The organism is Synechococcus sp. R8-2, from assembly GCF_047461715.1.
Classification (GTDB): domain Bacteria; phylum Cyanobacteriota; class Cyanobacteriia; order Thermostichales; family Thermostichaceae; genus Thermostichus.
This window is the reverse complement of sequence record NZ_JANSHQ010000258.1, coordinates 1-9,756: the sequence shown is the minus strand read 5'-3', so window position 1 is coordinate 9,756 and position 9,756 is coordinate 1. Positions and strand designations below refer to the sequence as shown.

General features: G+C 60.1%; 11 protein-coding genes. 4 read left to right on the top strand and 7 right to left on the bottom strand.

All coding sequences use genetic code 11. From position 1 onward, the window contains the following. The 4 genes from groEL to NW819_RS06790 all read right to left on the bottom strand — a co-directional run. Positions 1-707 (bottom strand): chaperonin GroEL (gene groEL / locus NW819_RS06805; RefSeq protein WP_414413289.1); only part of this gene is annotated, 707 nt, incomplete at its 3' end. A gap of 199 nt (positions 708-906) precedes the next feature. Further along, positions 907-1,233 carry a 30S ribosomal protein PSRP-3 gene (locus NW819_RS06800; RefSeq protein WP_414330048.1) on the bottom strand — a complete coding sequence of 109 codons (327 nt, stop codon included), beginning with the start codon at positions 1,231-1,233 and terminating at the stop codon, positions 907-909. An 88-nt stretch (positions 1,234-1,321) separates the two neighbouring features. Beyond that, on the bottom strand, positions 1,322-2,437 hold the full coding sequence (locus NW819_RS06795; RefSeq protein ID WP_414413288.1) for an NAD(P)/FAD-dependent oxidoreductase: 1,116 nt from the start codon (positions 2,435-2,437) through the stop codon (positions 1,322-1,324). Positions 2,438-2,448: 11 nt separating this feature from the next. Then, positions 2,449-2,928 carry a GNAT family N-acetyltransferase gene (locus NW819_RS06790; RefSeq protein WP_414413287.1) on the bottom strand — a complete coding sequence of 160 codons (480 nt, stop codon included), beginning with the start codon at positions 2,926-2,928 and terminating at the stop codon, positions 2,449-2,451. A gap of 152 nt (positions 2,929-3,080) precedes the next feature. Between NW819_RS06790 and NW819_RS06785 the strand changes: the two genes are divergently transcribed. Together NW819_RS06785 and NW819_RS06780 are read left to right on the top strand one after the other, a co-directional pair. Then, positions 3,081-3,791: a Uma2 family endonuclease gene (locus tag NW819_RS06785; RefSeq protein ID WP_414330056.1), complete on the top strand. Its 711-nt coding sequence runs from the start codon at positions 3,081-3,083 to the stop codon at positions 3,789-3,791. An 87-nt stretch (positions 3,792-3,878) separates the two neighbouring features. Then, positions 3,879-4,511, top strand: coding sequence for a lysophospholipid acyltransferase family protein (locus NW819_RS06780; RefSeq protein ID WP_414408400.1), 633 nt, complete (start codon positions 3,879-3,881; stop codon positions 4,509-4,511). Here the strand turns inward: NW819_RS06780 and NW819_RS06775 are convergent. Further along, entirely contained in the window at positions 4,480-4,929 is a 450-nt protein-coding gene (locus NW819_RS06775; protein WP_414413286.1) for a (2Fe-2S) ferredoxin domain-containing protein, read from the bottom strand. The genes NW819_RS06780 and NW819_RS06775 overlap by 32 nt on opposite strands. 59 nt (positions 4,930-4,988) lie before the next feature. Between NW819_RS06775 and NW819_RS06770 the strand changes: the two genes are divergently transcribed. Beyond that, positions 4,989-5,549 (top strand): 2'-5' RNA ligase family protein, encoded by a 561-nt coding sequence (locus tag NW819_RS06770; protein ID WP_414413285.1) that lies wholly within the window; start codon positions 4,989-4,991, stop codon positions 5,547-5,549. Positions 5,550-5,571: 22 nt separating this feature from the next. On the opposite strand, the gene gap is transcribed toward NW819_RS06770, so the two are convergent. Then, a complete protein-coding gene (gap, locus tag NW819_RS06765) occupies positions 5,572-6,591 on the bottom strand; it encodes a type I glyceraldehyde-3-phosphate dehydrogenase (protein ID WP_414413284.1) in 1,020 nt (339 codons plus the stop codon). Between the two features lie 156 nt (positions 6,592-6,747). Further along, positions 6,748-7,308: a Crp/Fnr family transcriptional regulator gene (locus NW819_RS06760; RefSeq protein WP_187147224.1), complete on the bottom strand. Its 561-nt coding sequence runs from the start codon at positions 7,306-7,308 to the stop codon at positions 6,748-6,750. Between the two features lie 97 nt (positions 7,309-7,405). On the opposite strand from NW819_RS06760, the gene NW819_RS06755 reads away from it, so the two are divergent. After that, positions 7,406-9,756 (top strand): helicase-related protein (locus tag NW819_RS06755; protein ID WP_414413283.1); only part of this gene is annotated, 2,351 nt, incomplete at its 3' end.

The window sequence follows — 9,756 nt, the reverse complement described above, 5'->3', positions numbered from 1 at the left end:
AGGATGGGCACCAGATCTTGCAGGCTGGAGATCTTGTTGCTGGTAATCAGCAGATAAGCATTCTCATACTCGGCCACCATCCGCTCCGAGTCGGTGACGAAATAGGGGGAAATGTAGCCGCGGTCAAACTGCATCCCCTCCACCACGTCCAACTCGGTTTCCAGCGACTTGGATTCTTCGACCGTGATCACCCCATCTCGCCCTACAGCATCCATGGCCTTGGCGATCATCTCTCCCACTTCGCTGTCATTGCCGGCAGAGATGGTGGCTACTTCGGCGATGGTCTTACGGCCTTCCACAGCCTTGGCGTGAGCCGCAATTTGCTCCACCAAGTAGGCGGTGGTCTTTTCAATGCCGCGTCGCAAGGCCACAGGGTTGGCGCCCGCCGAGATGTTTTTGAGCCCTTCCCGCACCATGCTTTGGGCCAGGATGGTGGCTGTGGTGGTACCATCTCCGGCCACATCGTTGGTCTTAGAGGCCACTTCCCGCATCAACTGGGCGCCTGTGTTCTCCAAAGGATCGGCCAACTCAATTTCCTTGGCAATCGTGACCCCGTCGTTGACGATTTGGGGGGCACCAAACTTCTTCTCCAAGACCACGTTGCGTCCTTTGGGGCCAATCGTAACCTTGATTGCATCCGCCAGTTGGTTGATGCCCTGCTCCAATGCCTTGCGGGCCTCTTCTCTAAACAGAATCCGCTTTGCCATAGAATCCGCGATCCTCGTAAGTCTGACTGGGCTCCTACTTTGGGTACTGCCAGGCGGAGTGGGGTTCCCAGGAATCCTCCGGCTCGGCCAGCAGGGAGTTAGCACTCTAAACTCCCGAGTGCCAATCTAGCTCAAAGACGGGAGCCTGAGCAAGATGGGCAGATCCGGAGTCACGTTTTGGCTGACAGGGGGGAGAGGGCTAGGAGTTGCCGCCGATCAGGATGTCGGGAAACTGGGCCTGGGCTTCGCTGATGGGGCGGTTGCGCCCGCCGTTTTGCCAGTAGTTGATGAGTTCGGTGGCTCGGTTAAGCAGCTCGATGCGATCCACTTCGCTGATCCAAGTTTTGCTTTCCAGCTCAGCCTTAAGCTGCTCCCAGGCGTCATCCCGCGGCCAGAAAAAGTAGTGGGTGAGGGGGCTGCGGTTTTTGGCCACCACCTGATCGACGGCAATAGCCAAATCGTTTTCCAACCAGAGGGCTTTTAGGGCGAACTTCGGCAAGGCTCTCTTCTCCTTTGGGCTACTCAACGGACGATCCGATCCTAACCAGGCAGCCTTTCATTCTGACATATGTCCTGTCCATCGGCGGGCCGAGAGCCGGAAGATGGATACGGGCTCAGCCCTGTCTGGGGGCAAAGGGCCCTAGATCACAGAGGGCTGTTTCCCCTTTCAGTACCAAGTCCCGCAGGATGGCGGCGCTGATCGGGGCCAGCAACACTCCATTGCGATAATGGCCGGTGGCAATGAGCAGATTGGCGTAGCCAGGAGCCCAACCCAGGATGGGGGCGCGCTGTCCCACTGGTCGAGGCCGATGGCCGGCCCAATGATCCAACAAAGTCGCTTCGGCCAAAGCCGGGCAGAGTCGGATGGCGCGGGCCAGCAGATCTTGTAGCGCCAGCAGCGTCGGCTCGGGATGAGGGGCCTGAAATTCCACTGTTGCCCCCACCCACAGGGATCCATCGCCCAAAGGAACCAGATGCAGATCCGCGTCGGTGACCACGGGCCCCAGGGGGATCCCGGGGGCTTTGACCCGCAGGGCCTGACCTTTGACCGCTTGCAGCGGCACCTGCAGCCCCAGCTCTTTGGCCAGAGGAGAGCTGCCCAGACCTGCCGCCAGGATGACGTGCCCTGCCGAGAGGGTGAGAGCGGGCGTGTAAACCGTTTGCAGGCGAAAGGGGGGATCCGAGCTGCGCTGAATCTTCTGGACAGGCTGGTGGAAGAAAAAGCGGGATCCCTTGCGTTGGGCTGCTTCCCAGAGAGCCTGGGTTAGGAGCTTGGGTTGGACTTGCCGATCCTGGGGAGAGTAGATGGCCGCCGCCAGGTCGCTGCGCAGGCCGGGCTGCAGGGATCCCACTTCGGCAGGGCTGAGCAGATCTAGGCGGTAACCTGCTTGTCGGCGGGCCGCCAGGGTCTCTTGCCAAGCTTCCACTTCCTCCTCCCTGAGGAGTTTGAGAATGCCGCGCCGATTGACGGGCAAACTCCGGCCCAGGTCTTCCTCCAGCCGCGCGATTAGGGGATCGAACAGCTCCAGGCTTTTTAGACGCAACTGCACCACCTCCCCGCTAGGCTGGCGGCTGCAGATCCCCATCAACACCCCCAGCGACGCGCCCGCGGCGCCTGAGGCCGGCTCCCCGGCATCCACTCCAATGACCGACAGCCCAGCTGTGGCCAATTCGTAGGCAATGGCACAGCCCACCACTCCACAGCCAATCACCAACGCATCACAGTTCAACAGCCCGACCCTCAACGGAGACGCTTTTCGTAGTGATACTCCACAGAGTTGCTGCGATCGTGCAATTCACGAATTTCCGGCAGACGCACATAGCCGAGCCGCTCATAAACCCGATGAGCCGTCGTGAAGCGAGTATCTGTCCACAGATGCAGAGAGTCCGCCTGCTGCTGCCGAGCCGCAAATTCGGCCTGTTCAATCAAACGCCGACCCAAACCCCGACCGCGCACTGTGGGCAGAGTGTAGAGTTTTTTCAGCTCCATGCGCCCAGGGATCCCATCGGGCACAAGGCCGACACAGCCGACCACTTGATCCTGATGCTGCGCCACCCAAAGGGATCCCCCCATCTCCGCGAAAGCTGTGGCAGGCTGAAGCAACTCCGGCACCTCTTCGATGTCCAATACACAGCCTGGATACTCCGCAAAGACCACTTGCAAAATGTGGAGCAGAGCCGCACTGTCCGAGTTTTCCGCGGGACGGATGTCGATCTGCATCGAGCAGCGAAGAAAAAGAAATCATCGTTAAGTAAAGCTTTCTCGATTGTACCTGGGCTTGCTCGAGGACTCTGTTTTCTCTGTTTCTCAGGGAGCAGAGGATCCCTGAGGTGAGCGGCTAAGATCACTGGCATCCCCACCCCCATCTGCCCATGGATACTGAACTGCTGGTTCCCGACGTTGCCGACCTTGTGACGGAGGACGATACCCCGGTGGATAATTTCGCCTCCGAAAAGCAGCAGCGCCTCTTGACAGGGGCTCTCTACAGCGCTTTGCGCGGCAAAACCTTTTTAGCAGCGGCAAATGTAGGCATCTACACCGCCATCGGTCGGCCCCCGATTGTGCCGGATGTTTTTCTCAGCCTGGACGTCACGGTGCCGGAGCAATGGTGGGAGAAGCAAAACCGTTGCTACCTGCTCTGGCAATTTGACAAGCCGCCGGATGTGGTGATCGAGATCGTCTCCAACCGCGAAGGCGACGAGCTGGAAGGCAAGCTGAGCCGTTATGAGCAGATGCGAGTTAGCTACTACGCGGTCTTCGATCCCAATCATGAGCTGGGGCCGGAGGAGTTGCGCATTTTCGAACTGCGGGGCCGCCACTACGCGGAAATGACCGAGACCTGGCTAGAACAGGTGGGGCTGGGCCTGACGGTGTGGGAAGGCGTTTTTGAGGGGAAACAAGCTCGCTGGCTGCGCTGGTGTGATGCCCAAGGGCAGTTGCTGCTGACCGGCGATGAACGGGCTGAGTTGGAGCGGGAACGGGCCGAGCAAGAACGCCAAAGGGCAGAGCGAGAACATCAACGGGCGGAGCGTCTGGCGGCAAGATTGCGGGCTTTGGGTGAGGATCCCGATTTGGAGAGCTGAAGCCCAGGGATCCCCTTCAGCACCCACCCTCCACTACACTCAGAGAGGGAACTGCTGCCGGAGTGGCAGGGATCGTTGGACTCACAGATGGGTTATCGCCGCCGGGATTGGTTGGCCTACTGGCTGCTCAAGTGGCTGGTGGTCAACCCCTTGTTTCGGGGACTGTATTTTGGGCGCACCTATGGGCAGGAAAACGTGCCTCGCCAGGGATCCCTCATCGTCGTCAGCAACCACGCCAGCCATTTGGATCCGCCGCTGGTGGCCAATGCGGTGCGCCGCCCGGTGGCCTTCATGGCCAAGGAAGAGCTGTTTCGGGTGCCGGGGTTGAAGCAAGCGATTCAGCTCTACGGGGCCTATCCGGTCAAAAGAGGCGGCTCCGACCGCGCTGCCTTGCGAGCCACAGAAGCAGCCTTGGCGCGGGGATGGGCGGTGGGGATCTTTTTGAATGGCACTCGTACCCCCGATGGCCGCATTCCTCACCCCCACTTGGGAGCGGCTCTGGTTGCAGCGCGAACGCAAACCCCTCTGTTGCCTGTGGCCCTCTGGGGTACCGAGAAAGTGCTGCCCAAGGGATCCCGGTGGCCGCGTTTGTTCTGCCCCATCACGGTGCGCATTGGCGACGTGATTCCCCCCCCTGCTTCCAGCGATAAGGCCGATTTGCAGCAGGTGACGGCAGAGTGCGTGCAGGCTATCCATGCCCTTTTGGATCAGGGGCGCTGAGGGTATCTTGGGCTACCAGATACTCAACAACAGGGATCCCTCCCAAGATGTGCTTTTGAAGAATCTCCTCCACCACCTCCGGCGTGACCGAGTGGTACCAAAACCCACCGGGATAGACCAGCAGCACAGGGCCGGGAACAGCATAGTCGCACGCCCGCAGGCAGTTGGCTTTGGTGCGGTGCACCCGCAGGGATCCGGCGCTCCCGATTTCCAGATCCAATTCTTTGATCCGCGATTTTAAATAGTCCCAGGCTTCCAATCCCACAGCTTTCTCACAACATTTGGGCTTAGTTTGATCCGCACACAGGAACAAATGCCACTGGTAGGGCGGAATGGGAGCCGGCTGAGGCGCTTGGCCTGGGGATCCGGTTGCCGAGGAGGGATCCAGGATAGGGGAAGAAGCGACAGGACGCGACATAACAAGATGTTTGGGCTTGGCTACAGTTGCATTATCCCCTGTTCTCTAGGTTCTTACCGATGCTGGTGGATAACCCCAAGCAGCGACTGTTTCTTGCTCTGCTTCCCCCTCCGGCCCTGCAAGAGCAGGTGACGGCCATCCAGCAAGAGTTTGCAGAGCAATTTGCCAGCCGAGCAGCTCTGCGCTCTCCCCCCCACATCACCCTGGTGCCGCCGTTCGAGTGGCCCAGTTCCGAGCTGCCAGCCTTGACGGGATCCCTAGAGGACTTTGCCAGGCGTCAGACCCCCGTCTCCATCCAGCTATCCGGCTTTGGGGCCTTCGCACCGCGCGTCATTTTTATCCATGTCGTGCCCTCCCCAGAACTGCAGCGGCTACAAGCTCAAGCCCATCACCACATGGGGATCCTTCTCAACCAGAAAGAGACAACCGCTCAGGGCCGTCCGTTCGTGCCCCACATGACCGTTGCCTTTCGAGATCTAACCCCCGCCCACTTTCGCGCCGCTTGGCCGCAGTTCAAGACCCGTTTTTTTCAAAGTTCCTTCACGGCGTCGGCTTTGACGCTTCTCCTCCACGACGGCAAGCGCTGGCAGGTTTTTGCCCAGTTCTTGATGGGAGAATGATGGGGAAGCCAACCGAAGCAGCCTACTCCACCCAGTGAGCAGCCATGTACTCGGCCAGATCCACCACCCGCTGGGAGTAGCCCCACTCGTTGTCGTACCAAGCCATCACCTTCACCAGATCCCCATCCAGCACACTGGTCATCTCCGCATCCACAATGGCCGAACAATCGTGGCCGCGATAGTCAATCGAGACCAGCGGGATGTCCGAATAGGCGAGGATCCCTTTCATCGTAGTTTCTGAGGCTTCCTTCAGGGCAGCGTTTACCTCCTCGGCAATCACGCGCCGCTCCGTCTGCACCACCAAATCCACCAGAGACACATTGGGCGTGGGAACCCGTACCGCCACCCCATTCAGCTTGCCCTTCAGCTCCGGGATCACCAAAGCCACCGCCTTGGCCGCCCCGGTAGTGGTGGGCACCATACTCAACGCTGCTGCCCGCGCCCGCCGCAGGTCACGATGGCCCCCATCCAAAATCCGCTGGTCGCCGGTGTAGCTGTGGGTGGTGGTCATGGTGGCGCGAAGGACGCCGAACTTGTCCAGCAACACCTTGATGATCGGGGCGAGGCAGTTGGTGGTGCAACTGGCATTGCTGACAATGTTGTGGCGCACCGGGTCGTAGGTGTGCTGGTTAACACCGTAGACAAACGTGGGAATGTCTCCCCCCTTGGCCGGAGCGGTGATCACCACCTTTTTGGCTCCCGCTTCTATGTGCTTAGAGGCGCCCTGGTAGTCGACAAAAACACCTGTAGCCTCGATAACAAGATCCACCTTCCACTCTTTCCAGGGCAGGTTGCTGGGGTTGCGGTCGGAAACGGCATGGATGTGCTTGCCGTTCACCACCAAACCGTTTTCTGCAGGCTCAACGTCTGCTCCCTGCAACGGCCCAAGGATGGAATCGTACTTGAGCAGGTGGGCAGCCGTGCGAGCATCTGAGGTGTCGTTGATGGCAACAATGTCCAGGTTGGACTGGGAGCGACCCAGCCAACAGCGCAAAAAGTTGCGACCAATGCGACCAAACCCGTTGATGGCTACCCTAACCACTGCTCCTGACCTCGCTGCTTGAAATCTCTTGGGGGCTGCTGCTTAGCACATGATATCGCAACCCCTGAACATTCTGAAGACAAAATTTGGGATCCAAGGGGTTGTCTTCGTGGACGTTGACCTGCAAACCTATGCGGAGCAGGGATTGAGCCTCTTTCAAGCGGGATAGCGCTGGTGCAGCAGAGCCATAGCCGAGGCTACATTTTCTACCCCTCGCTGCTCCAGCAGATCCGTGAACATACTATCCAGCCAGTAAAGGTGCTCGCTGATGATCTGGCTCCAGGCGCGGTAGAGTTTCACCTGGACTTCCAGAGGCAGCAGGATCAGCCCTTCGGTGGAAAGGCGTAGGGTTTGCACCTCGGTCATGCTCACTGCCGTAAAGGAGCGCCGCCGCCCCGTCAGCAGAGAAAGTTCCCCAAACAAGCGCCCGGCGTGCAGCGTGGCCAGCCAATAATCTCCCGGATGTCGCACGTACTGGCGACGCAGCTCCACCACTCCACTGAGGATCATGTACAGGTCACTACTGGGATCCCCTTCCTGGAAGATCACCTGGCCTGGGGAAAAGCGGCTGGGCAACAGGGCTGCCGTCAGCGCCTTCCACTCGGCATCTTCCAAAGATTGGAAGAGCAAGTGCTCGCGAACACGCTCAAACGGATAACGGGGGCTGCTCATGATGTCGGTGGGCCAGAGGGGTACCTGAGGCCGGCTCCGTTTCATCCTACCGCTGCCGGCAGGGTATTGGGAGATGGGAGAGAGTTGTCCCCAAAGAGTATCTAAGATGCAATGGAAAAGGTAGGTCGCTCCCAGGGATCCCATGCAGCCTGGCTCAATTGTCCGCTGCCGCAACCGCGAGTGGGTGGTGCTCCCCGCTGATTCAGAAGAAATTGTGGTGCTGCGGCCCCTCACCGGCACCCCAGAAGATGCGGTTTGCATTCACCGACACCTGATGAACCTTGTGGGCGGCACCTTGCCCTTCGAGCGAGTGGAGCCTACCGCCTTTCCTTGGCCCTCTGGGGATCATCCTGCCGATGCCACCAGTACCCTTCTCCTCTGGCAGGCGGCCCGGCTGATTTTACGGGAGGGCGCAACTCCCTTTCGCTCTCTGGGGCGCCTCTCGATTCGGCCACGGGTATACCAGTTTGTGCCCTTGCTCATGGCGCTGCGCCTCGATCCGGTGCGGCTATTGATTGCCGACGACGTAGGGGTGGGCAAGACCATCGAGGCGCTGCTGATAGCCAGGGAGCTTTTGGATCGCGGCGAGATCCGACGCCTTTGTGTCCTGTGCCCTCCCTATTTGTGCGAGCAGTGGGCCAGCGAGCTGGCCGAGAAGTTTAACCTGGAGCCAGTGGTCATCCGCTCGGGAACGGTGGGGCAATTGGAGCGAAAAACCCCTGTTGGGCGCAGCCTCTACGAGCACTTTCCTGTCCAGGTGGCCAGCATTGACTTCGTCAAGACCGAGCGCAACCGCCACCCATTTCTGCAATTTTGTCCTGAGCTGGTCATTGCCGACGAAGTCCATGGGGCAGCGGCGGCCCATGGCAAAAACCAGCAGGAGCGCCACAGTCTGCTCAAAGCGGTGGCCCAAAACCCCAACCGCCACCTGATCCTGCTGACGGCAACTCCCCACAGCGGTGTCGAAGAGGCGTTCCGCTCGCTGCTGGGGCTGCTGCGGCCCGAGTTCGAGACATGGGATCTCCAGGATCTCAACGAAGACCAACGCGTCCAGCTAGCCCGTCATTTTGTCCAGCGCACGCGGCGAGATATTCGGGAAACTTGGCAGGAGCTCACCTGTTTTCCAACCCGGGAAGCTGAAGATGAAACCTACACCCTTTCTGAGGGGCAGCGCAAGCTGTTCGAGGACACCTATGGGTTTTGCTCGGAATTGGTGTGCACAGGGCAGCAACTAGAGAAGCGCCAGCAGCGAGTGCGCTACTGGGGAGCGCTGGCCCTTTTGCGCTGCGTAATGTCCAGCCCGGCGGCAGCAGTAGCGGCATTGCACAATCGCAGCGGAGCAACCCTGGAGGCAGAAGAAGAGGTTGAGGCAGAACTGAGCCGCTGGGTGTTCGAGTCGGCAGAAGAGCGTACCGACGATGAGCTGCCAACGCCAGCTCTTGAAGCCGCAGACCCAACCCTGCCGGATAGCGACCGCCGCCGGTTGCAGGCCCTGGCCCGTCTGGCCAAACAGCTCCAGGGCCCAGAGCACGACACCAAACTGGCGCGGGCCATCGAGCTGGTGAAAAAGTTGCTTCAGGAAGGTTTTCATCCCATCCTCTGGTGCCGCTACGTTGCCACTGCGGAGTATCTGGACAGTTACCTTCGGCAACAGCTGGGATCCCCAGCCCAAGTAGCCTGTGTAACGGGCAGGATGGGAGACGAGGAGCGGGAGGCCAAGATCGCGAACCTGGAAGTTGACCGACCACGGGTGCTGGTGGCCACCGACTGCCTCTCGGAAGGGATCAACCTGCAGGAAAAGTTTACAGCCGTCATCCACTACGACCTGCCCTGGAACCCCAATCGGCTGGAGCAGCGGGAGGGCCGGGTGGATCGCTACGGCCAAAAGGCCAGCCGGGTCAAGGTCATCCGCTTTTTTGGCCGCGACAACCCCGTAGATGGCGTGGTACTGGAGGTGTTGCTCAACAAAGCGCGGGAGATCCACCGCACCCTGGGCACCCACGTGCCTGTGCCGGAGGCTAGCGAAAGCGTTACCCAGGCTGTGCTCGAAGCCCTCTTCCTGCGCAAGGGACACTGGTCCGCCGAGCGCCAGCTAACCCTCGATCTTGGCGTGCCGGAAGTGGATGAGTTTCACCGGCGCTGGGATCGCTCTGTCGAACAGGAGCGGCGCAACCGCACCCGTTTTGCCCAGCGGGCCCTCAAGCCTGAGGCAGTGCAGCGGGAGCTGGAGGCCACCGATGCCGTGCTAGGGGATCCCGAAGCTGTGCGCGAATTCTTCCTGGCTGCCGCCCAGCGCCTCAACCTAGCCATAACCCCAGGGAAGCGGTCGGGGGTCTACCAGGTTAGCGTCGGCTCCGAAGCCACTGCCACCTTGCCGGAAGCCATTCGCCTGGCCCTGCCCTCTCCCAAAGGCGGGCGTTGGCTAATCAGCTTCGACTCGCCCACGCCCGAAGGTGCCGAATACATTGGCCGCAACCACCGCGTCGTGGTTGC

Coding starts and splice junctions, on each gene's coding strand:
- NW819_RS06785 (WP_414330056.1), top strand. CDS start 3,081: ATGGATACTGAACTGCTGGTTCCCGACGTTGCCGACCTTGTGACGGAG.
- NW819_RS06775 (WP_414413286.1), bottom strand. CDS start 4,929: ATGTCGCGTCCTGTCGCTTCTTCCCCTATCCTGGATCCCTCCTCGGCA.
- NW819_RS06770 (WP_414413285.1), top strand. CDS start 4,989: ATGCTGGTGGATAACCCCAAGCAGCGACTGTTTCTTGCTCTGCTTCCC.
- NW819_RS06790 (WP_414413287.1), bottom strand. CDS start 2,928: ATGCAGATCGACATCCGTCCCGCGGAAAACTCGGACAGTGCGGCTCTG.
- NW819_RS06760 (WP_187147224.1), bottom strand. CDS start 7,308: ATGAAACGGAGCCGGCCTCAGGTACCCCTCTGGCCCACCGACATCATG.
- NW819_RS06780 (WP_414408400.1), top strand. CDS start 3,879: ATGGGTTATCGCCGCCGGGATTGGTTGGCCTACTGGCTGCTCAAGTGG.